Source organism: Hymenobacter sp. APR13 (assembly GCF_000737515.1).
GTDB lineage: Bacteria > Bacteroidota > Bacteroidia > Cytophagales > Hymenobacteraceae > Hymenobacter.
This window is the reverse complement of sequence record NZ_CP006587.1, coordinates 1238964-1260706: the sequence shown is the minus strand read 5'-3', so window position 1 is coordinate 1260706 and position 21743 is coordinate 1238964. Positions and strand designations below refer to the sequence as shown.

Sequence of the window (21743 nt, the reverse complement as noted above, 5' to 3'; positions counted from 1 at the left end):
GGGTTGCTAATCTAAGCCCACCCCGCTTGATACGCGGCATCTTTTGGGGAGGGGTTGGGGTGGGGTCAATCGGTGTTATCTTTGTGAATCCGGCCTGTTGGCCGTAAGTGCTTTTCTCTCAGAACACACCGCTTTGCAATACCTAGAAGGGCGCCGGTTTGTGGTGCTGGCTATTTTTCTGGCCGTAGCCCTCACGTTTGGGGGGCGGCTTTTCTACATTCAGGTGCTGGATGGCAGCTACAAGCTGGCCGCCGACCGCAACACGCTGCAGCGCATCGTGCAGGTGCCCTACCGCGGCCTCATCTACGACCGCAAGGGCCAGCTGCTGGTGCAGAATATGCCTGTGTACGACCTGATGGTGGTGCCACGCGAGGTGAAGCAGCTGGACACGGCCCGCTTCTGCCAGCTGCTGCAGCTGCCGCTGGAAGAGGTGCGCCTGGGTTTGCAGACGGCCCGCGCCTACTCCCGCGTGAAGGCCTCGCCGCTGGTGCAGAACCTGAGCACGCCCGAGCTGGCCGCCATCCAGGACAACCTCATCGACTTTCCGGGCTTCAGCATCAAGGCCCGCATGGCGCGCTCCTACCGCACCGAAAACATGGCCCACGCCCTGGGCTACGTGGGCGCCATCACGCCGGCGTTTCTGGAAAAGGAAAAGTACGCCAAGTACCTGCCCGGCGACTTTCTGGGCATTTCGGGGCTGGAGTCGTTTTATGAGCCGCAGCTGATGGGGCGGCGCGGCGTGCAGTACCGCATGGTGAACGTGCGCGGCATCGAGAAAGGCTCGTTCCGCGACGGCGAGTACGACACGCTGTCGGTGGCCGGGCAGGACCTGCACACCAGCATCGACATCGAGCTGCAGAAGTACGGCGAGATGCTGATGCAGAACAAGCGCGGCTCCATCGTGGCCCTCGACCCCAAGACCGGCGAAATCCTGGCCATGGTGTCGGCACCGGGCTTCGAGCCGTCGGTGCTGACCGGCAAGGGCATGGGCAACCGCTACATGGCCCTGCTGCAGGACACGGCCAAACCCCTGTTCAACCGCCCGCTGATGGCCACCTACCCGCCGGGTTCGGTGTTTAAGATGGTGAACGAGCTGGTGGCGCTGCAGATGGGCGTCGTGACGCCCAATACGCCGTTTGACTGCAACTGGAAGCTGGTGCGCTGCACCCACCGCCACGAGTACCCGCACAACGTCAGCATTGCCATCAAAAACAGCTGCAACCCCTATTTCTACCAGGTGATGCGGGCGGCCGTGCTGCGCGGGCGCTCCACCAACCGCTTCGAGGATGCCCGCCTGGGTTACAGCGAGTGGCGCCGGCAGGTGATGACCTTCGGGCTGGGCGACAAGCTGGGCGTGGACATCTCGCAGGAAAAGAAGGGCCTCATCCCGACTTCCGACTTCTACGACAAAGCCTACGGCTTCCACCGCTGGAACTTCCGCACCATCTACTCGCTCGCCATCGGGCAGGGCGAAATGGGCGTTACGGGGCTGCAGATGGCCAATATGCTGGCCATCATTGCCAACCGCGGCTACTACTACACGCCGCACTTTGTGAAGGGCATCGGTACGGGCGGCCCGCTGCCGCAGTACCTGCAGCGGCACGTCACGGCCGTCGATCCGCAGTACTTTGAATCCATTGTGCCGGGCATGCAGCAGGTAGTGGACGGCCGCGGCGGCACCGGCAACAATGCCTCGCTACTGGACGTGGGCATTTCGGTGGCCGGCAAAACGGGCACCGTGCAAAACCGCCACGGCGCCGACCACGCCACCTTCGCCGCCTTCGCGCCCGCCGAAGACCCCAAGATTGCCATTGCCGTATTCATCGAAAATGCCGGTTTCGGGGGCTCCTCCGCCGCCCCCATGGCCGCCCTGATGATGGAGAAATACCTGCGCGGTGACGTTGCCCCCTGGCGCAAGCGCTGGGAAACCTGGCTGCAGCGCCCCGCTGAAAGCTTTATCCGAAAATATTAAATCAAGCAAAAGAACGTCATGCTGAGCTTGCCGAAGCATCTCTACCGCAACGGTAATTCAACGAAGCGGGAGAGATGCTTCGGCAAGCTCAGAATGACAGGAGTACCACTCGGGCGAGATGCTTCGCTCCGCTCTGCATGACGTTCAATTAGTTTCCTCCCATGTCCGCCTCCCCCGCCAGATATTCACGCAGCATCGATTGGGTTACCGTCGGGATTTATGCCCTGATGGTGCTGCTGGGCTGGGTGAGCGTGTACGCGGCCAGCTACTCGCCCGACGCGCCTACCGACGGCAGCCTGTTCGGCAACCTCAGCTTTCAGCAGCTGATGGTGTTCGACTGGTTCAAGCAGATTCTGTGGATCGGGACGGCCGTGGTGCTGATTGTGGTGCTCGTGGTCATCGACTACAAGGCCTACGACACGTTTGCGTTTGTGCTCTACGGCGGCATGATTCTGCTGCTCATTGTCACACCCTTTATTGCCCGGCCCATTGGCGGGTCGCGCTCTTGGCTGGAGCTGGGCCCGATGCGGTTGCAGCCGGCCGAGTTTGCCAAGTTCGTGACGGCGCTGGCCGTGTCGAGGTATATGGCCAGTATCAACCTGCGCCAGCAGAACTTCCGCGACCAAGCCGTGCTGGCCGGCCTCACGCTGCTGCCGCCGCTCCTGATTCTGGCGGCCAACGAAACCGGGCAGGCGCTGGTGTTTGCCGCCTTCCTGCTGGCCTACTTCCGCGAGGGTATGTCGCCGCTGATTCTGGTGATTCTGGCCGCCGCCGCCATCATCCTGATTCTGGCGCTGCTGGTGCCCAAGCTGTGGCTGGTGGGCTTTTTTACGGTGGTGCTGGGCGCGGTGCTGGCCTTCAATAGCAAGGTGCTGCGCCACCACCTGCCCGTGACGATCAGCGTGTGGGCGGTGGTGATTGGGATGGTGTTCGGGGTGGATTTCTTCTTCAACAACGTGCTGCAGCCCCACCAGCGCAAGCGTATCGAGGTGCTCATCAACCCCTCAGCCGACCCGCTGGGCGTGGGCTGGAACGTCACGCAAAGCAAGATTGCCATCGGCTCGGGTGGGCTGGCCGGCAAGGGCTTCCTGCAGGGCACCCAAACCAAGTTCGACTTTGTGCCGGCGCAAAGCACCGACTTTATCTTCTGCACCATCGGTGAGGAATGGGGCTGGCTGGGCACGACTACGGTTATCGTGCTCTTTATGGCCCTGCTGGGGCGCATTGTGTACGTGGCGGAGCGCCAGAAATCGGTATTCGGGCGCACCTACGGCTACTGCGTGGCCAGCATCTTCTTCTTCCACTTCGCCATCAACGTGGGCATGACCATCGGGCTGGCGCCGGTGGTGGGTATTCCGCTGCCGCTGTTCAGCTACGGCGGCTCCTCGCTGTGGTCATTCACGGTGCTGCTCTTCATCCTGCTGGGCATCGACGCCTACCGCAAGCAGGATTTGGAGCGGTACTAAAGGAGTCACATGTGTACCGCGAAGTTCCACTTCGCGAAGCGCCCGTGCCACCCGCCGGACCTTAGTACGTACCGCGAAGTTTCACTTCGCGCCACGCCCGGGCCACTCGCCGGATCTTGGTATGTACCGCGAAGTTTCACTTCGCGAAGCGCGCACCGCCCGCACAGCCATGCTCTCATCCCTTCGTGGCGTGTTGGTGGTCCGCACTTCGCGAAGTGAAACTTCGCGGTACATCTCATCGGCGGCCCGCGCTTCGCGAAGTGGAAATTCGCGGTACATCTGATCTGATGAGCCTGCCCGGCCATGCGCGAAGCAGGCGCTTCGTGCTACTTTCGCCTGCAGATGCAGTTACGTCAATCAGCTTTCAGCCCGCAGGCCCCGGCCACCCAGGAGTGGGCGGTGATGCTGTTGCTTACGGCGCTGGCGCTGCTGCTGCCCACCCGCAACTCCACGCCCGACGCCTGGTACTACGCCGCCTGCGTGCGCCACGGCCACGAGCTGCTGCTGCCGCACCACCTGCTCTACAACGTGGTGGGCTGGCTCTGGCGGCAGCTGCTGCCCGCCTCGCTCGATACGCTGGCTGCCCTGAAAGCCCTGAACGCGCTGGCGTTTGGGGCCTGCCTGCTGGTGCTGCGGAGCTTGCTGCGGCGGGTGGGCGGGCCGGCGGCACCGGTGGCGGGCTGGCTGCTGCTGGCGGGCGGCTCGTTCGGGATGCTGCGCTTCGCCACCGAAAACGAAACCTACGTGCTGCCGCTACTGCTTTCGTTGCTGGCCAGCCGCAGCTGGTGGCGCGCCGCCGCTGGCGAAACCGGCTGGCGCGGCTGGCTTTCGGCCGGGGCGTGGGCGGCCGGGGCGGCGCTGCTGCACCAGATTCATGCGTTCTGGTGGCTGGGGCTGCTGGTTGGGCTACTCTGGGCGCGGCCGGCGGGGCGGTGGGTGGCGGCGGTGCTGTATAGTCTGCCGGCGCTGCTGGTGCCGGTGGCGTATGCGGCGGCGCTGCCGTCGTGGCAGCTGCCATTCACGTTGCGGGCTTTCTGGGAGTTTGTGTTTTATGAGCTCTACCACGGCCACGCCGGCGCCGCGCCTTCGGGCCGGACGCTGCTGCTGATGGGCGTGAGCGTGGTGCGCACCTTCGGGCAGCTGCACGGCAGCACACTGGCGCTGCTGCAGCGTTGGCCGCTGCTGGCCGGCGTAGCACTGCTGTGTGTGGGGTTGATGACGGCCGCCGGCTGGCAGCTGTGGCGCCGCCGCCGCACAGCGTCTGCCAGCCTATCATCAGCTGATTTCGGGGATGAAAACAAGCCGGCAACGCTGGCTGCTGAAGCCACTCAAGCGGCCCCATGCCGCGCTTTCCGCCGCACGCACCTACTGATTCTACTGTTGCACTTGGCCTGCGCGCTGTGGGCGGCCGGCAACGCCGAGTTTCTGGTGATGTTGCCGGCCTTGCTGGCGCTGCTGCTGGTGCGGCAGCCCTGGCCGGCCCGGCCGCTGGCCCTGGCTGGTGGCGCCCTGCTGCTCTGGAACCTGACGTTCGGGCTGCTGCCGGCCTACCTGCTGCGCTTCACCGATACCGCGCCGCTGCTGGCCCGCCTGGAGCGGGAGCCTACCGCCTGGTGGCTGCTGTCCGACCCCAACCTGGTGCTCAACCAGCTGCACTACCGCACCGGCCGGCCGGTGGGGCCGCCCAACATCTTGCCGGCTCCGGCGCTGCTGGTGCAGCGACCCGGCCAGTCGGCGGCCCGGCTGCGGGCGTGGCTGCGGCGCTGCCGGGCCGCCGGCCAGCCCGTGTACACCGACGCCCTGGACGGCCCGCGCCTGCTCGACCGCGCCCGCCTCACCCAGGGCGACGACGCCACCCAACGCCAGCTGTTGCAGGGTTTCCGGCTGGTGCGCGTCGATTCGGTGACTACGTCGTTTGGTTGGGTGTACCTGACGCGGGTGCAGTAGCGTAGGCTTCCGCCTGTGCGCTTCTGGCGCCATCGGCCAGCAATCCAGCAGGGGCTTCGGCCTTATATCGTTGCACTGCCAGCATTGGCGGAAGGCGGCGCGCCATTGCGCAGCCACGGCTTGTGGGTGAGCACCAGCGCAAAGGCCACCCCGAATACCGGCGCGCCCAGGTAGCCCATCCGGCCCAGGTCGCCGGACAGAAACATGTGGGCCAGCACCACCGCCACCAGCCCGGCCGCCGGCCAGCCCAGCGAAGCCAGCCAGAGCTGCCGCTCGCGCCATCCCGCCAGCAGCGCCAGCCAGAAAAAGCCGAACACGCTGAACAGCTCGCCCGCGCCCTTCACCGAAAGCAGCCGTTTGAGCGAGTACACGAGGTTGTGCACGTGGTCCAGGGCGTTGCTCACGCTTTCCGCGGGCGGCGCGCCAATGCGGGCATCAATCCAGTAGCGCACTGCCAGAGCTATGGCGCCGCCCACGGCCAGCCCGGCCAGCTGCTTCGGCCAGCTGAGCGCCGGTCGGCCGAACACCAGCAGCCACGGCACCAGAAACACAAACGACTCCTTGGCCATCGGCCCCAGCAGCAGCACCGCCACCAGCGCCCCCGCCGACCGGGCCCGGGGGGCGTAAAAGGCCAGCGCGAATACCAGCATATACAGGCTATCCACGAGCGGCAGGCCGGCAATGTACACGGCCCAGCGGCTGCACAGCACCGCCACCACGGCCAGCGCGGCGGCGCCCGGCGTAGCGCCGTAGAGCCGGCAGGTTTCGAAGATAATCACGCCCACTGCGGCCAGCAGCGCCATGTTCACCAGGTAGAAGGCCAGCCGTAGCGGCCAGTCGGAGGTGGCGCGCTGGGGCCACACGCGGGCGTAGGCCTGCTCCAGCGGCCACGCCACGGCAGCCGCCACGGCCGGCACCAGCACCCGGTAGCGCCGCGTGACGCTCACCCCCTCAAACTGCCCCCGGGCCATGCTCAGGTAGCTGCGCGTGTCCAGGGAGTGCGAGAAGTCGTAGTGCACGTACATTGTGTACGCGGGCCCGGCCAGCACCCCCAGCGCCAGCAGATACACCAGTATCAGCCGCCGCCAGCGTAGGAGAAGAGGGGAGAAGTCGGGCATAAAACGGAAAGGTTAGCGGGGTAAAAAGAACGTCATTCCGAGCGGAGGGAGGAATCTCGCTGGTATAGTAATGTTACCACACCAGCGAGATTCCTCCCTCCGCTCGGAATGACGTTCCTACATATAGTCTGAAATGGCCCTACGCGAACTTGCGGTCAATCAGCTTGAGCAGCTTGCTGACGTGCTCGTCTTTGCGGGTCCAGTCGTGGGTGCTGGCCAGGTCCTGCGTGACGTAGCGCTTGGCGCTGTCGGCGTCGGGCAGGGTGTCGAGGTGCTGGATGGCGGCGTGGTATTCCATGTTTTCGCCGCTGAACAGCTCGTTGATGAAGCTGAAGCGCTGATTGATGGAAATGGCCTCGCGCAGCGTTTCCACCTTCGGGGCCTGGTCGGCGAGGGTGGAGGCGGGGCGCTCCGGCCGCAGCGTTTCGCTGAGCGACGTGGCCGCCGGCTGGCCGGCTTTCAGCTTCTCGTAGAGCGGCACGGCGGCCGGCTCGGCGCTGGCCGGCGCGGCAGGAGCTACGCGTGGAGCTGCTGCCGGCGCGGCCGGGCTGGGCGCGGGTACCGGCGCCGCAACCGGAGTGGGAGCTGGTGCGGCCACTGGCGCGGGTACGGGCGGGGCCAATGGGGCCGGAGCTGACGGGGCAGCCACGGTCGGCGCTGGGGTAGCGGCCGGTGCCGGCGCTGCCGACGGAGCCACTACCGGCTTGGCGGCTGGCATGGCCGCCGGCTTGCCGCGCAGCTCGTCTTCGGTGAGAGGCAGCAGCTCGTTGAACTCGGCCACCAGCTTGTCCAGCGGCTGGTGGTGCTTGTAGTTGGCTTCCTGGTAGAGCGCAAACCGCTTGAGCAGCGTTTCCCGGTCGTGGGGCGTGCCGGCGGGCAGCGAGTCCAGAAAGTCTTGGTAAAACAGCTTGTCCACGTCGAGGTAGCGCAGCGCGTCGCGCAGCTGCTCGGGGGTGGCGGCGGGCTGGGTGCCCAGCAGCTTCTGCTCGAACGTGCCGGCCGGGTCGGGCAGCACGGCCAGCGTATCGGTGATGGCGCGGGACAGCAGCGGCTCGAAGACGGGCCGCGCCAGCTTGATACGCCTGGACAGCGTGTTCATGAACTGCGTGAGGGCCTGGCGCACGTCGTCGGCCTCGAAATCGAAGTAGGGGCTGCGCAGGCGCGCCATTTCCTGGGTCCACTGGGCCAGCAGCTGCTGCACCACAAAGAGGTTCACCTGCCGGATGGGCGTGAAGCGCAGCACCGCCGGGCCGTCGAGGGTGGCCGTGGGGCGGGCGCCGAAGTGCTGGTCGCAGAGCTGAGCCGCCAGGCGGCGGCCGTATTGTTCGCGGAAGGCCGCGCTATCTTTGTCGTTCATCGAAAACACCTGATTCAGGCCAGAAAGTTAAGGAAAATGCCTACGCTCACCGTGCAAAACCTGCCTGCGGCTTCGGCCGTGCCCGTGCCCGCCGGCACCACGCTGCTCGCGGCCCTGCAAGCCGCCGGCCACGACTGGATGCACGCCTGCGGCGCCAAGGGCCGCTGCACCACCTGCCGCCTGCTCGTCACGAGCGGCCTCGAGGCCCTAACGCCGCCCACTGCCGCCGAGTTGCGCTACCGGGCCGCCGGCCGCCTGCTCGAAACCGAGCGCCTCACCTGCCAGGCCCGGCTGCCGGAAGGCCATATAACGGGCCGGGTGCCGGTGGCATTGCAGCTACCGCACGTGCAGTATTCGGCAGAGTAGCTGAGAGCTTGACTGCCTGTTGAATACAAAATCTGCTATGAAAGTCTGCCGCCGAAGCGTGGTGGCTTCCGGCGCTAAAGTCGTAATTTGGGCTGTCGAATCAGGCCGCTTTGTTGCCCCTCGGTGCTGGCCTGGCTGCCTGCTTTGAAACTCCGTCACCCCGTTACTTTCTACGAACTTGTTTATTGAACCCCGCGTCGGCAATGGCCGTGATGCCGCCCGCCGCGGCTGGATTGAAGTGGTGTGCGGCTCCATGTTCTCGGGCAAAACCGAAGAGCTGATCCGGCGGCTGAACCGGGCCAAGATTGCCCGCCAGCACGTCGAAATCTTCAAGCCCGCCCTCGATACCCGCTACCACCAGGAAGACGTGGTGTCGCACAACGCCAACAGCATCCGGTCCACGCCGGTGCCGGTGGCGCAGGAAATCCTGCTGCTGGCCGGCGGCTGCGACGTGGTAGGCATCGACGAAGCCCAGTTTTTCGACGACAGCCTTGTGGACGTGTGCGTGCAGCTGGCCAACCGCGGCTCCCGCGTCATCGTGGCCGGCCTCGACATGGACTTTCTGGGCAAGCCCTTCGGCCCCATGCCCGCCCTGATGGCCGTGGCCGAGTACGTGACCAAGGTGCACGCCGTGTGCGTGTGCTGCGGCGAAATTGCGTCGTACTCGTTCCGCATGGCGGCCTCCGAAGACAAGATCCTGCTCGGCGAAACCGACGTGTACGAGGCCCGCTGCCGCCCCTGTTTTCTGGACGGTATGCAGGACAAGGCCCTGCACGAAACCAGCACCACCCACAAGCACTAATTGCGCGCGGCAGGCGTTATGCAGCCGGTCATTTTCTTACTCGCTATCCTTGCGCCCATGATTCGTTTGCTACGCACGTTAGGTTTCGGTACGATGCTATTTGCCGGGCTGCTGGCGGCGCCACTTGCTGGACAGGCCCAGGGCGTGGGCTACGGCGACTGGCAGCTGCACCTGCCCACCAGCAGCTCGCGGGTGCTGGCCGATGCCGGCCCGCGCATCTACGTGGCCGCCGAAAACGCTTTCTACTACTTCGATAAGGAAACCAGCACCACCACGGTGCTTTCGCGCCGCGACGGACTCAACGGCGTGGGCGTGCAAACCCTGGCCTACGACTCGGTGAGCCAGCAGCTGCTGGTGGCCTACCGCGACGCCAACCTCGACCTGCTCAGCCCCGACGGTGGCCGGGTGCGCAACGTCAGCGACATCCAGCGCAAGCAGCTGTCGGGCGCCAAAACCGTCAACCACATTCACTTCAACGGCACCCGGGGCTACCTCTCCTGCGACTTTGGGCTGCTTGTGCTGGACATGAACCGGCTGGAGGTGCGCGATACCTACGTCAATATCGGGCCGCTGGGCGTGGCCGTGAAGGTGTACGCCAGCACCACCGTGGGCGGCTTCGTGTTTGCGGCCACCGACAAGGGCCTGCTGCGCGCCAGCCTGAGCGCCAACCTCGCCGACTTCCGCTCCTGGAACCTCGACGTGCCCGCGCCCGACGGCACGTTCCGCACGTTGGTCACGCACAACGGGCAGGTGCTGGCCGGCCGCAACTTCGGGGGGCTGCTGCGCTACCGCTCCGGCACCACCTGGGAGCCGGTGGCCACCGTCTACGCCGACCAGTACCGGAGCCTCACCTCGTCGCGCGCCGGGCTCATCATCACCGATGGCCGCCAGGTGTCGTTGCTGAATACGGCCACTAATGCCCTCACGGTGCTGCGCAATGCCGCCGTGCCGGTACCCATCAACGCCCTGCGCAGCCGCGACGGCGCCATCTACGTGGCCGACGAGCAGCGCGGCCTGCTGCGCACCACCGACCGCACTACCTTCGAGCAGTTCATGCCGAATGCGCCGCAGAGCAAGGAGGCGTTCGGGCTGCTGGCCGATGCGCGCCGGAACACCGTGGACGTGTTTACGGGCGGCTTCAATACGGCTTCCTATGTGCAGAGCGAGAAGTTTGAGGGCTTCTACGAGTTCAAGGACGGCCGCTGGACTAACGTCACCAAGGAAGCTTACCCCAACCGCGCCGAATACCCCAACCTTAAGGACCTGACCCGCGGCGCCCGCACCCCCGATGGCACGCTCTACATCGGCAGCTACGGCGACGGGTTGCTGCGCTGGAAAGGCCCCGGCGACTTCAAGCAGTACACGCCTGCCAACAGCCCGCTGGTCAGCGCCATCCCTGGCGCGCCCTACACTCGCGTCACCGACGTGGCCGTGTCGGCCGAGGGCGATGTGTGGGTGGCCTCGCGCCACCCCGAGCAGCCGGGCCGCTCAGCCCTGCATGTGCTCAACCCCGCTACCGATACCTGGCGCACCGTGCCGTTCTACCCTGGCTTCGACAACCTCGACCGGCTGGCCCTCGATGATTTTGGGGCGGTGTGGGTGACGCAGGCCCGCAAAAGCGGTACTGGCCTGATGGCCTACGACGACGTGAACAAGGGCGTACCCGTGTACTTCACGCAGGGCAATGGCCTGCCGTCGAACACCGTGTTTGCGCTGGCCAAAGACCGCCGCGGCGCTATCTGGGCTACCACCGACAAAGGCGTGGCCCTCATCGACGACCCCAGTTCGGCGTTTTCCACCACCAATCCGGTCTTCACCACGCCGTTCCTGAACGGTTTCCCGACCCTGATTGAGGAAGTGGTGCGCTCCATTGCCATTGATGGAGCCAACCGCAAGTGGTTCGGCACTGACCGCGGCCTGTGGTTGTTTGATGAAAACGCCACCAAGATGCTGCTGCACTTCACCACCGACAACAGCCCGCTACCCAGCAACCAGATAACGGACGTGGCCGTGAACGACAAAACCGGCGAGGTATTCGTGGCCACGCCGGGCGGCGTGGTATCCTACCGTGGCTCGGCCACCATCACGGAAGGCGCGCCCAAGGACTGCGCCCAGGTGTCGCCGAACCCGGTGCGCACCAACTTCACGGGCCAGGTAGGCGTGTCGGGGCTGGCTAACAACGGCATCGTCAAAATCACGGACGTGACGGGCAAGCTCGTCTACCAGACCACCGCCACCGGCGGCACCGTCATCTGGAACCTGGCCGACTACAACGGCCGCAAGGTGCAGTCGGGCGTGTACCTGGTGCTGTCGTCGGATGCCGACGGCAAGAACGGCTGCGTGAGCAAAATCGCCGTAGTGGAGCAGTAGGACAAGTAAAAATTGAGAAGGCCGTCATGCAGAGCGGAGCGAAGCATCTCGCCAGTGTAGTAGACTCATTTACCACACTGGCGAGATGCTTCGCTCCGCTCTGCATGACGGTTAATACGTACATCATCAACCCATCTGGCCATGCTCATCAAAACCCGCGGCATCGTTCTGAGCTACATCAAGTACCGCGAAACCAGCATTATTGCGCGGGTGTACACCGAGCGGCTGGGGGTGCAGAGCTACGTGGTGAACGGGGTGCGCAAAGCCAAGCCGCCCGGCCGGATTGCCCTGTTTCAGCCCCTGACGCAGCTGGAGCTGGTGGCCTACACCTCGCGCACCGGCGGCCTCACGCGCCTCTCCGAGTTCCGCTGCGCCGAGCCCTACGCCCACATTCCGTACGACGTGCAGAAAAGCAGCGTGGCGCTGGTGCTGTCCGAAATCCTGAGCCACACGGTGAAGGAAGAAGAGGAAAACGAGCCCCTGTTTGCGTTTCTGCACGACAGCCTGCTGGCCTTCGACCAGCAGGAGAGCGGCACCGAAAACTTCACGCTCACGTTTCTGCTGGAGCTGGCCCGCTACCTGGGCTTCGGAGCCGAGCGGGGCGAGGAAATCACCACGCAGGTGGCCTTTGGGGCCACGTTGCCCACCAGCCAGAGCAGCGGCCCAGCCGTGCTGCGCCTGCAGGAGTTCGACCACTATTTCGATGAGCTGCTACGCGACCCCGCACACGCCGCCATTCCCAACGGCCGCGTCCGCCGCGAGCTGCTGGCCGTGCTCATCCGCTACTACCAGCTCCACGTCGAGCACCTGGGCGAGGTTCGCTCCCTGGCCATCCTCTCGGAAGTGCTGGCGGAGTAAGGCGCTGTCCTCCTCTGTCATTCCGCGCAGCGCGAAGCAATCCTTCCTCTCTGAGAGTGAAGCTACCCTAAGCGACAAGCCCTCCGGCAGTAGTGTAGTACACTAACGCCGGAGGGCTTGTCTGTCAGGAAAGTGTCTGCCACGAGAGGAAGGATTGCTTCGTCCTTCGTCCTCGCGATGACAGAGAGTTACTTTACGTCTACCAGCTCCACATCAAAGCGCAGGATGGAGTAGGGTGGGATGTCGGGGCCGGCACCGCGGGAGCCATAGGCCTGACCCGAGGGGATGAGCAGGATGGCCTTGCTGCCTTTGGGCAGCAGCGGGATGGCCTGGTCCCAGCCCGGAATCACCTGCCCGACGCCAATCGGAAACTGGATGGGCTGGCCGCCGTTCTTCTCCGACGAGTCGAAGACCTTGCCGCTGAGCAGGGCACCTTTGTAGAGCACCGAAACCGTCTGGCCCTTGAGGGGCTTGGGGCCGGTGCCAGGCTTCGTGATGACGTAGTGTGTGCCACTAGGCGTTTTCAGCAGCGTCAGCTTGTTGCGCACGGCGTAGGCCTGGATAGCGGCAATATCTTTGGTCAGGCGCTGGCCAGCTTCGGCGGCTTCCTTTTTCTTGGCTTCCTCGGCTAGGCGCACCTGCTCGGCGCGGGCGCCTTCCGCTGTCAGAATCTTGTTGGCTTTCACCAGCAGCACCAGCACGTTGCCGCCGCCGCGCACGGGCGTCGGCACCGGCTGCCGAAACGACTTCTGAAACACCGAATCGGCTTGGAACCGGAACGTGGCCGAGTCGCCGGGCTGCAGCAGGGCTACGGCCTCTTCGATGCCGCCTTTGATTTTCAGCTCCGGCAGGGGCAACAGCAGGGCCGTGCGTAGCTGCTTGCGCGAGCTAAACAGCACCGAATCCTTGCCGGTGCGGTACTGCATGTGCGCCGACAGCACTTGCCCGATGCGACGGGCGTAGGCTGTGTCGCCGGCCGCCACCACGTCGGTGCGGAGTGTGTAGCGGCCGTTTTGCAAACGGTAGATGCGGTACTCGATGCCCGAAGGCGTGCGGCCGAACGGGGCCGGCGTGCCCTGCCGGGGCGTGGCGGCGGCCAGGCCCGGCAGCAGCAGCAGCAGCAGGAAGCAATAAATCAAACGAGGCATAGTCACGAGGAAAGAAAATGAAAGTGGCCCGGACTGCAGTCCGGAGCCCCGCGGAAGTGTGGCGCTGGTTTGGGCTCCGGACTGAAGTCTGGGCCACACTGCTACCGAGCCGGCAGCAGTTCGATATCGAAGCGTAAATCGGTGTCAGGCGGAATCAGGTAGCGGGTGTCGTCGTCGGGCGAGCGGACGCCCTGGGCACCGTAGGCGAGGTGGGCCGGAATCCAGGCCCGCACGCGGCTGCCGGGGGGCAGCAACCCCAGCAGCTCGTCCCAGCCACGGATAACCTCGCCGCGGCCCACGCGCAGACGTAAGGGTTTGGCGGGTTTCAACGTGCTATCAAACACTCGCCCATCAGGCAGAAAGCCCTGGTAGTACACCGCCACGCGGGTTGAGGGCGCGCCGCTACCGGGCTGCAGCACTACGTAGCGCACACCGCCGGTGGTAGATAGGCTGTTGGCAGGTGGACTGGCGAGGCTGGAAAGCGAATCGGCGGTAGCCAAGCCCGTCTGGGCCCAGGCTACCGCCGAAATCAGCCAGCAACTCAGCAGCAGAATGCTTCGAATTGGGCGCATATCGCAAGAACAGAAACTACCGAACGTCCAGCACTTCCATGTCGAAGAGCAAAGGCTCGTCGCCGGGAATCGTGCCGCGGCCAGTCTGGCCATAAGCCAGGTAAGATGGAATTAGGAGCAGTTTCCGGTCGCCTTTACGCATTTTCAGCAGGCCTTGGTCCCAGCCCTTAATTACCTGGCCGGCACCCACCGTCAGGCTGAAGCAGCCGCAGGGCACGCGCTGATCGGTAGAGTTGTCGAAGACTGTCGTCTCGTTGGTTTCGCGCAGGAAGCGGCCGATGTACTTGATATCAACCTGCTTGCCGTTGGTGATGAGGGCGTTGGTAGCTGGGCCGTCGCTGAGCTTCACCAGGTACAGGCCGTTGTTGTCGGCGTCGCTGAGGCGGGTGTACTGGTTCACGCCGTCGCCGGCCGTGATGTTTTTGCGCGTCAGGTACGCCTGAATCAAGGCGTCATCTTTCACCTTGTACTCGTTCTGGCGGTCTTCCTGCTCCTGGGCAAAATCCGTATTGTCGCAGCCCGAAAGGGCGGGGGCGGCTACGGCCAGCAACAGGGCGGCCACGCGCACCAGCACCGAGTTTTTGAATCCGAGTTTCATATGCGTACGCAACTAAAAAGGGTAAAAGAGCCGCGGCCGAAGCCGGCCGCGGCCGGAAACTTTACTTCACGTCCACCAGCTCCACGTCGAAACGCAGGGGCGCGTCGGCGGGGATGTCGGCACCGGCGCCGCGCTGGCCATACGCCAGCGACGACGGAATCAGCAGCGTGGCCTTGCTGCCTTTGGCCAGCAGCGGAATGGCTTTGTCCCAGCCTGGAATCACCTGGCCTACACCAATCGGGAAGTCAATCGGCTTGTTGCCCATTTTCTCCGACGAGTCAAACACCTTGCCGTCGAGCAGCGAGCCTTTGTAAAGCACCGAAACCGTCTGGCCAGCCTTAGGCTTGGGGCCAGTACCGGGCTTGGTCACCATGTAGTACACGCCCGAAGCGTCTTTCTGCATGGTGAGGTTGTTTTTCTTCACGTAATCCTGCAGAATCACGTCGTCTTTCTTCAGCTGCTCTTCGGCGTGGGCCGCCATTTTCTGCTGCTGCTCCATCATCATCTTCTGCTGGTCGGCCTGGGCCTCCTCGCGGGTCTGCAGCTTCTGGGCCTTCACGAACATGGTCATGTAAACCGGTTCTGTGCTCGGCTTGCCGTCTTTGCCGGCGGCCGGCTTCATGAACGGCGGTACCGGCTGGCGGAAGCTCTTGGCGAAGATAGTATCCACGTTGAAGCGGAACACGCCCGAGTCGCCGGGCTGCAGCATCGACAGGGCCTCTTCCAAGCCGCCTTTCACCTTCAGCTCCTGCAGCTCAATGCGCATCGGAATGCCCTGCTGCTTGCGCGAGTTGAATAGAATCGAGTCCTTATACGAGCGGTATTCCACGTCCAGGGCCAGGATTTTGCCCAGGCGGTCCTTGTAGGTAGCGTCGCCATCGGGGCCGATTTCGCGGGCCGAGTACTTCGTGCCGCCGTCGTTTTTGAAAATCTTGTACTCGATGCCCGTTTTGGTTTTGGAAAAGTCGCCGCCGCCCTTGTTGCAGGAAGCCAGGCCCAGGATGCCGGCCGCCAGGGCCAGGCTCAGAAAGTTGCGATGCAATTGCATGAAGCAGAGAAGGGGTGAAAAGGAAATTTCAGGCAAGTTACGCGGAAGGTGGCGCAACTGCCAGCGGGGCCGTCACCAGTTGGTTTTGGTATTGAGGCAATAAAGAGAGGAAACGTTGCACGGTGGGCTCCAGCCGGTCGTGGCTGATGCCACCGGCGGCGTTGTGGTGGCCGCCGCCCTGGAAATGGTCGCGCGAGAAGCTGCTCACCGAGAAGTCGCCCACCGAGCGGAACGAAATCTTGATGGCCTGCCCGCGGTCGATGAGCACGGCGGCAAACACGATGCCCTCGATGCTGAGCGCGAAGTTGACGAGGCCTTCGGTGTCGCCGGTTTTGGAGTCGTATTCCTTGAGCTCGGCCTGCGTAATGGCAATGTAGGCCGTGTTGTACTCGCGCAGCACCGTGAGCTTGTCTTTCAGCACGAAGCCCAGGAAGCGCAGCCGCTGCTCGGAGTGCGAGTCGTAGATGCGGCGGTGCACGTCGGAGAGGTTGATGCCGGCGTTGAGCAGCTCGGCAATAATCAGGTGCACGTTGCGCGAGGTGCTGGGGTGCCGGAACGAGCCCGTATCGGTCATGATGCCCGCGTACAGACACTCCCCGATGCCCTTGTCGATAAGGGCCTGGTCGCCCAGGTCGCGAATCACCTCAAACACCAGCTCGGCCGTGGCGGCGGCGCTGGAGTTGGAGTAGTCGAGGTCGGCAAAGGCCTCGGGCTCCTGGTGGTGGTCGATGAGCACTTTGGTGCCGGGGGCGTGGCGGATGTACTCGCCCATCTCGTTGATGCGGCCCAGGCAGGAGAAGTCCAGGCAGAACAGCACCTCGGCGGCGTTGATGATGTCGCGCACCTGGGCATCGTTTTCGCGGCGCTCATACACCACTACCTCCTCGTTGCCGGGCATCCAGGCCAGGAAGTTGGGGTAGTCGGAAGGCGTCACAACCGTCACGGAATGACCTTTTTTGCGCAGGTAGCCCGCCAAACCCAGCGACGAGCCCAGGGCATCGGCGTCGGGCTTGTGGTGGGTGGTGATGAAGACCTGCCGGGGCTGCGACAGCAGCTCCTGTAACTCAGATATTGTGGACATTGCCTACGGGGTAGGTGACTGAATTTCGGTGGTTTAGGCCGCGTACAAAGGCGGCAAAAGTCGGAAATAATCCGGGTTCCAACAACATGGCTCCGGGTTTAGTGCGCCGAAGGTCGGCGGAAATCAGCACAACTCCGCGCCCCGGCCGCGGCAGGGCCGGCCAAATAGCGCGGCTGCGTCCGGCAGGGTGGTTTTTGGGCCGGCGGGCGCGGGCCGGCCCGCCGGCTTTGGCTCGTCCCATTTATTTTTCCGGGGCCCGGCACATTTGCACCCCGGCCACAGTATTGCAAGCAAATCCCGCTACTTTTGTGGCCGCAAACGCTTGAGTGGTTTGCTGAGCGCGATTTTCTTCACCCCTTTAACGATAAAGACCCAATGGCTACGAACCGCACGTTCACCATGATTAAGCCCGATGCCACCCAGGACAACCACATCGGTGGCATCCTGAGCATGATTGAGGAGGGCGGCTTCCGCATTGTTGCGCTGAAAAAAGTGCAGCTGACGCCTGAGCGCGCCGGCAAATTCTACGAAGTACACAAGGAGCGTCCTTTCTACAACGACCTGGTGAGCTATATGTCGTCGGGCCCCATCGTGGCGGCTATCCTGGAGAAGGACAACGCCGTAGCTGACTTCCGCACCCTCATCGGCGCCACCAACCCCGCCCAGGCCGCCGAAGGCACCATCCGGAAGAAGTACGCCAAGAGCATCGAAGCCAACGCCGTACACGGTTCCGACTCCGACGAAAACGCCCAGATCGAAGGCGACTTCTACTTCTCGGCCGACGAGCAGTTCTAAGGATCACGGATTAGCACGGACGTAAGCGGATTTCACGGATTTTGTGAATAGCGCTTCGTGCTGATGCCAAAATCAATAAAAACCCGCCCTGCGCACTGTAGGGCGGGTTTTTTGTTGTGCCAGAAACAGACTGGTTTTATACTGTTTTAATACTGGTGGCTGCAGCTGCCTACACCTCAGTGGCTAGGCGCGGTTCAGGGTACTCGGTGGAGGGCACTTCCTGCGGGTTGTGCTTGTGCTTGAACAGCACCACAAACAGCACCGCAATAACTAGGGCGTAGGCAGCAAAGGCCAGCCAGATGCCGTGCCAGTCCTTGGTCTGGTCGGCGGGGTTGGTGAAGTAGTGCTCGATGACTAGGCCGCTGACGGAGCTGCCCAGCACGGCGCCAAAGCCGTTGGTCATCATCATGAACAGGCCCTGGGCGCTGGCCCGAATGCTGGAAGCCGTTTGGGTTTCCACGAACAGCGAGCCGGAGATGTTGAAGAAGTCGAAGGCCATGCCGTACACGATGCACGACAGCACAATCAGCCAGATACCGGGCTGGTCGGGCGTGCCGTAGGCCAGCAGGCCAAAGCGCAGCACCCAGGCAATCATGCTGAACAGCATCACCTGCTTGATGCCAAAGCGGCGCAGGAAGAACGGAATAGCCAGAATAAACAGCGTTTCCGACACCTGCGAGATGGACATAATGATGGCCGGGTACTTCACGGCAAACGTGTCTTTGTAGGCCGGTACCTTGTCGAAATCGTGCAGGAAGGTGTCGCCGTAGGCGTTGGTGAGCTGCAGGGCGGCGCCCAGCAGCAGCGCGAACAGGAAGAAGGTGAGCATCTTGGTGTCGCGCAGCAGGGCAAACGACTTCAGGCCCAGCACATCCACCAGCGAGCGGCTGGGCGTGTCTTTGGCCGGCGGCGGGCAGGCGGGCAGCGTGAACGAGTAGATGCCCAGCGCAAACGCGGCGGCAGCAGCAATGTAGAACTGGTTGGCCGACTTCTCGAAGCCCAGCAGACTCACCGTCCACATGGCCACAATGAAGCCGATTGTGCCCCACACCCGGATGGGCGGGTAGTCCTTCACCACGTCCAGGCCCTGCCGCTTCAGCACCGAGTACGACACGGCAATGCTGAGGGCCAGCGTGGGCATATAGAAAATCATGTTCAGCAGAATCACCCAGAAGAAGGTGCCGGGGTCCGTGACGAGGGGCACCGTGCACAGTACCGCGCCGCCCAGAATATGCAGGACGCCGTAGAGCTTCTCGGCATTCACATACTTATCGGCAATGATGCCCATGATGGAGGGCATGAAGATGGAGGCAATGCCCATCGTGGAGAAGATGGCCCCAAACTGCGCGCCCGACCACTGCTTGGTCTGAAACCAGTACGCCCCGATGGTTATCAGCCACGAGCCCCAGATGAAAAACTGTAAAAAGCTCAGAATAGTGAGACGCAGCTTGGTACTCATGCAACTACTGGTGAGAAAAGTGGGGGGAACACAATTTGAAACCTAAAGATAGAGAAATCTATCCGGTGAAATGGGCCGTTGCCCGGGCGCGCCACCCCGCCTGTAGCGGCTGCAGGCAGCTACGGCGCCCTTCCGGGCCAGCAAAAAGCCCCCCGGCCAGAGGGGCCGGGGGGCTTTGGAAATAAGCGCGAAGCAGGAAGGTACTACGCCTGCGCCAGGGTTGGGTAGTCGGTGTAGCCCTGGTGGAAGCCCTCGGGGCCGGGAGCGTAGAACGTGCTCTGGTCGCCGGGGGTGAGGGGCGCGTGCTGCTCGAAGCGCTCGGCCAGGTCGGGGTTGCTGATGTAGTCGCGGCCGAAGGCTACGAGGTCGGCGCGGCCTTTTTCCAGCTCGGCTTCGGCCTGCTCAGCGTTGTAGCCGCCGCACAGGATGAGGGTGTTGGTGAACTTGGTGCGCAGGCTGTCGATGGTGGCGGCGCACTTCGGGTTCTCCTGGTTAATCAGGTGCAGGTATATCAGATTGCGCTTCTGGAGCTCAGTGGCCAGGTACTCATACAGCGCGTCGATGTCGTCATAGAGGGCCATGTCGTTGAACGTGCTCCAGGGCGAGAGGCGGATGCCGGTGCGCTCGGCCCCGATGGCGGCGGCCGTGGCTTCGGCTACTTCCAGCACGAAGCGGGCGCGGTTTTCAAGGCTGCCACCGTATTCGTCGGTGCGCTGGTTGCTGTGGGGGTTGAGGAACTGCTCGAGCAGGTAGCCGTTGGCAGCGTGTAGCTCCACACCATCGAAACCGGCCTCAATAGCCAACTTGGCAGCCTGCACGAAGTCCTGCACCAGCCCTTTTACTTCTTCGGTAGTTAGGGCGCGGGGCGTGGGCTGGGGCTGCATCTGCTGCTGGTCGGTCCACATGTCGCCGGCGGCGGCGATGGCCGAGGGGGCCACCATTTCGGTGCCTTCGGGCATGTTCAGGGGGTGCGATACCCGGCCGGTGTGCATAAACTGCACGAAAATCTTGCCGCCTTTGGCGTGCACGGCGTCGGTGGTCAGCTTCCAGCCGGCTACCTGCTCCTGGCTGAACAGGCCGGGAATGCGGGCATAGCCCAGGCCGTTGGCCGAGGGCGAGGTACCTTCCGTGATGATGAGGCCAGCCGTGGCGCGCTGGGCGTAGTACTCAGCCACCAGCGGGCCAGGCACGTTGGCCAGCGAGCGGGCGCGCGTCATGGGCGCCATGGCGAGGTGGTTTTCAAGCGTGAGCGGGCCCAGCTGGGCCGAGGAAAGAAGTTTGGAAGCCATAAGGCGAGAAATCAATGTAGGTACATGAACTGCTCCTAAAGCGTTAGCCAGCCGAAAAGGTTTTGCCAGGAGCAAAAGAATTAGGGAAGCAAACCGGCCGGCGCACAAAAAAGCCCCTGCCCGGGCGGGCAGAGGCTTCTTCAGAGGCTAACAGAAGCCAGAGGGAAACTAAGCGGCTTCGGCGAAGCGCTTGTTCACTTCGTCCCAGTTGATGGCATTGTAGAAGGCGGCCACGTAGTCGGGGCGGCGGTTCTGGTACTTGAGGTAGTAGGCGTGCTCCCACACGTCGAGGCCCAGGACGGGCGTGCCCTGGCAGCCGGCGTCGGGCATCAGCGGGTTGTCCTGGTTGGGCGTCGAGCAGATTTTCACGGAGCCGTCGGCCTGCTTGCACAGCCACGCCCAGCCCGAGCCGAAGCGCGTAGTGGCGGCCTTCGTGAATTCTTCCTTGAACTTCTCGTAGCTGCCGAAGGCCTTGTTGATGGCTTCGCCTACGGCACCGGTTGGCTCACCGCCACCGTTCGGGCCGAGGATCTGCCAGAAGAAGGAGTGGTTCCAGTGGCCACCGCCGTTGTTGCGCACCGCGGCTGGAGCCGAGGCAATGTTCTGCATCAAATCTTCGAGGCTTTTGCCTTCCAGCTCGGTGCCGGCTACGGCATTGTTGAGGTTGGTAACATAAGCCTGATGGTGCTTGCTATGGTGGATTTCCATGGTCTGCGCATCAATGTGCGGCTCCAGGGCGGCGTAGTCGTAGGGCAGTTTGGGCAGTTCGAAAGCCATAGTAGTAGGGGTTTGATTGGGGGTGAAAAGGAGAGAGTTGGAAATCAGGCCGTCATGCTGAGCGCAGCCGAAGCATCTCTACCGCTGGCTAACTCAATCGTGAGAACGAAGCGGCAGAGATGCTTCGGCTGCGTTCAGCATGACGTTCTTTAGGTACGCGTACGGCACTAAAACCGCCGCAGCCCGCGTAGGGTTACGGCGGTGGCCAAAAGTAGCCTATTTCCGCTTTCGGGCGAAGAACTCGCGCATGACACTGCCGCACTCCTCGGCCAGCACGCCGGGTACCACCTCGGCTTTTGGGTGCAGCAGCTGGCCGTGGCGGCGGTAGCCGAATTTGGGCTCCTCGGCGCCGTACACCACGCGGCGCAGCTGGGCCCAGGCGGTGGCGCCGGCGCACATCACGCAGGGCTCCACGGTCACGTAGAGGGTGCAGTCGGTGAGGTATTTGTTGCCGAGGTGGTTGGCGGCGGCCGTCAGGGCCAGCATTTCGGCGTGGGCCGTCACGTCGCGCAGCTTCTCGGTCTGGTTGTAGGCCCGCGCAATAATCTGCCCCTCCAGCACCACCACGGCCCCAATCGGAATTTCCTCCTCGTCAAACGCATAGCGCGCCTGCTTCAGCGCCTCGCGCATGTAGTGGTCGTCGGAGTAGATGGAAAGGGGCATTCGGTGGAAATGAGAAAGAACGTCATGCAGAGGCGCAGCCGAAGCATCTCGCGTGCT

General features: G+C 63.6%; 19 protein-coding genes. 8 read left to right on the top strand and 11 right to left on the bottom strand.

The window, feature by feature from the left end; translation table 11 throughout:
* The first annotated feature begins 133 nt into the window (after nt 1-133).
* The 3 genes from mrdA to N008_RS05345 all read left to right on the top strand — a co-directional run bounded on the left by mrdA (nt 134) and on the right by N008_RS05345 (nt 5385).
* On the top strand, nt 134-1972 hold the full coding sequence (gene mrdA, locus N008_RS05355) for a penicillin-binding protein 2 (RefSeq protein ID WP_044014324.1): 1839 nt from the start codon (nt 134-136) through the stop codon (nt 1970-1972).
* Between the two features lie 161 nt (nt 1973-2133).
* Nucleotides 2134-3438 (top strand): rod shape-determining protein RodA, encoded by a 1305-nt coding sequence (gene rodA, locus N008_RS05350; RefSeq protein ID WP_044014322.1) that lies wholly within the window; start codon nt 2134-2136, stop codon nt 3436-3438.
* Nucleotides 3439-3741: 303 nt separating this feature from the next.
* The gene (locus N008_RS05345; RefSeq protein WP_044014320.1) at nt 3742-5385 is read left to right on the top strand and encodes a hypothetical protein; all 1644 of its coding nucleotides are present in this window, start codon (nt 3742-3744) and stop codon (nt 5383-5385) included.
* 62 nt (nt 5386-5447) lie between these two features.
* On the opposite strand, the gene N008_RS05340 is transcribed toward N008_RS05345, so the two are convergent.
* Nucleotides 5448-6503: a hypothetical protein gene (locus N008_RS05340; protein WP_156109032.1), complete on the bottom strand. Its 1056-nt coding sequence runs from the start codon at nt 6501-6503 to the stop codon at nt 5448-5450.
* A 139-nt stretch (nt 6504-6642) separates the two neighbouring features.
* Nucleotides 6643-7860 (bottom strand): hypothetical protein, encoded by a 1218-nt coding sequence (locus N008_RS05335; RefSeq protein WP_044014316.1) that lies wholly within the window; start codon nt 7858-7860, stop codon nt 6643-6645.
* A 36-nt stretch (nt 7861-7896) separates the two neighbouring features.
* Between N008_RS05335 and N008_RS05330 the strand changes: the two genes are divergently transcribed.
* The 4 genes from N008_RS05330 to recO all read left to right on the top strand — a co-directional run bounded on the left by N008_RS05330 (nt 7897) and on the right by recO (nt 12256).
* The gene (locus N008_RS05330; RefSeq protein WP_044014314.1) at nt 7897-8226 is read left to right on the top strand and encodes a 2Fe-2S iron-sulfur cluster-binding protein; all 330 of its coding nucleotides are present in this window, start codon (nt 7897-7899) and stop codon (nt 8224-8226) included.
* Between the two features lie 178 nt (nt 8227-8404).
* Nucleotides 8405-9028: a thymidine kinase gene (locus tag N008_RS05325; RefSeq protein WP_044014312.1), complete on the top strand. Its 624-nt coding sequence runs from the start codon at nt 8405-8407 to the stop codon at nt 9026-9028.
* A 57-nt stretch (nt 9029-9085) separates the two neighbouring features.
* A complete protein-coding gene (locus tag N008_RS05320; RefSeq protein WP_197062952.1) occupies nt 9086-11398 on the top strand; it encodes a two-component regulator propeller domain-containing protein in 2313 nt (770 codons plus the stop codon).
* A gap of 141 nt (nt 11399-11539) precedes the next feature.
* A complete protein-coding gene (gene recO, locus N008_RS05315; protein ID WP_044014308.1) occupies nt 11540-12256 on the top strand; it encodes a DNA repair protein RecO in 717 nt (238 codons plus the stop codon).
* Nucleotides 12257-12444: 188 nt separating this feature from the next.
* Here the strand turns inward: recO and N008_RS05310 are convergent, their stop codons facing one another.
* The 5 genes from N008_RS05310 to N008_RS05290 form a co-directional block, all read right to left on the bottom strand.
* On the bottom strand, nt 12445-13404 hold the full coding sequence (locus N008_RS05310) for an FKBP-type peptidyl-prolyl cis-trans isomerase (protein ID WP_081910623.1): 960 nt from the start codon (nt 13402-13404) through the stop codon (nt 12445-12447).
* Nucleotides 13405-13505: 101 nt separating this feature from the next.
* Nucleotides 13506-13976, bottom strand: a complete 471-nt coding sequence (locus tag N008_RS05305; protein ID WP_052381220.1) for an FKBP-type peptidyl-prolyl cis-trans isomerase — start codon at nt 13974-13976, stop codon at nt 13506-13508.
* 16 nt (nt 13977-13992) lie between these two features.
* On the bottom strand, nt 13993-14574 hold the full coding sequence (locus N008_RS21345) for an FKBP-type peptidyl-prolyl cis-trans isomerase (RefSeq protein WP_052381219.1): 582 nt from the start codon (nt 14572-14574) through the stop codon (nt 13993-13995).
* A gap of 61 nt (nt 14575-14635) precedes the next feature.
* Nucleotides 14636-15622, bottom strand: a complete 987-nt coding sequence (locus N008_RS21340) for an FKBP-type peptidyl-prolyl cis-trans isomerase (protein WP_081910621.1) — start codon at nt 15620-15622, stop codon at nt 14636-14638.
* A gap of 37 nt (nt 15623-15659) precedes the next feature.
* Nucleotides 15660-16703 carry a DHH family phosphoesterase gene (locus N008_RS05290; RefSeq protein ID WP_044014306.1) on the bottom strand — a complete coding sequence of 348 codons (1044 nt, stop codon included), beginning with the start codon at nt 16701-16703 and terminating at the stop codon, nt 15660-15662.
* Between the two features lie 375 nt (nt 16704-17078).
* Between N008_RS05290 and N008_RS05285 the strand changes: the two genes are divergently transcribed.
* Nucleotides 17079-17498, top strand: a complete 420-nt coding sequence (locus tag N008_RS05285; RefSeq protein WP_044014304.1) for a nucleoside-diphosphate kinase — start codon at nt 17079-17081, stop codon at nt 17496-17498.
* A gap of 169 nt (nt 17499-17667) precedes the next feature.
* Here N008_RS05285 and N008_RS05280 read toward each other — a convergent pair whose 3' ends face one another.
* The 4 genes from N008_RS05280 to N008_RS05265 all read right to left on the bottom strand — a co-directional run bounded on the left by N008_RS05280 (nt 17668) and on the right by N008_RS05265 (nt 21686).
* The gene (locus tag N008_RS05280) at nt 17668-18957 is read right to left on the bottom strand and encodes a nucleoside permease (RefSeq protein WP_044014302.1); all 1290 of its coding nucleotides are present in this window, start codon (nt 18955-18957) and stop codon (nt 17668-17670) included.
* Between the two features lie 203 nt (nt 18958-19160).
* Nucleotides 19161-20246: an alkene reductase gene (locus N008_RS05275; RefSeq protein ID WP_044014300.1), complete on the bottom strand. Its 1086-nt coding sequence runs from the start codon at nt 20244-20246 to the stop codon at nt 19161-19163.
* Between the two features lie 168 nt (nt 20247-20414).
* Complete coding sequence (locus N008_RS05270) at nt 20415-21023, bottom strand: superoxide dismutase (RefSeq protein WP_044014298.1); 609 nt, start codon at nt 21021-21023, stop codon at nt 20415-20417.
* Nucleotides 21024-21239: 216 nt separating this feature from the next.
* Nucleotides 21240-21686, bottom strand: a complete 447-nt coding sequence (locus N008_RS05265) for a nucleoside deaminase (protein ID WP_044014296.1) — start codon at nt 21684-21686, stop codon at nt 21240-21242.
* Between the last annotated feature and the right edge of the window lie 57 nt (nt 21687-21743).